This window comes from Nonomuraea cypriaca (assembly GCF_015645445.1).
Classification (GTDB): Bacteria; Actinomycetota; Actinomycetes; order Streptosporangiales; family Streptosporangiaceae; genus Nonomuraea; species Nonomuraea cypriaca.
Genome location: NZ_JADOGI010000571.1, coordinates 1 through 664, shown reverse-complemented (window position 1 = coordinate 664; position 664 = coordinate 1). Strand labels below are relative to the sequence as shown.

Genomic DNA, 664 nt, shown 5'->3' with positions numbered 1-664 from the left:
CCCTGACCCACCCCACTCACCATCCGATAACCGAACCCCCACACCCTCCAGCACACCTGACCGACCGGACACCCACGCCCTCCAGCACACCCGACCGCCCAGACACCAGCGCCCTCCGGCGCACCCGGCCAACCAGACACCCACGCTCCTCCGGCACACCCGACCGGACACCCACGCTCCTCCGGCACACCCGACCGACCAGACGCCCACGCCCTCCGGCACACCAACCGACCGGACACCCACGCTCCTCCGGCACACCCGGCCGACCAGACACCAGCGCCCTCCGGCACACCAACCGACCGGACACCCACGCCGTCCAGCGCACCGGACCGACCGGGCGCCCACGCCCTCCGACAACATCGGCCAACCAGGCGCCCGCGCCCCTCCGGCGCAACGACCGACCGGATGCCCGTGCCCCGGCGCGTCGTGAGCGGGCCGGGCAGGCAGGGACATCGCTCATGGATCAGGCGCCGAACCTGGCCCAGGACACGACGAGCGCGAGCGGCACCAGCGCGACCAAGCCCAGAGCCGTCGCCACCTTCCACCGCCTGCCCACGCCGGTATGGGTCACGAAGGCCGCCACAGCGCCCGCCCCCGCGAACGCCGCCCCTGCCGCGACCGCATGCGCGTACGACGCCGTCCACGACGGCAGCGCCTCCCCCAC

Annotated in this window: 1 protein-coding gene; it reads right to left on the bottom strand. The window is 74.2% G+C overall.

Features of this window, described 5'->3' with window-relative positions; translation table 11 throughout:
* Nucleotides 1–463: 463 nt before the first annotated feature.
* A partial coding sequence (locus ITP53_RS55660; protein ID WP_195903534.1) for a hypothetical protein occupies nucleotides 464–664 on the bottom strand: 201 nt, incomplete at its 5' end.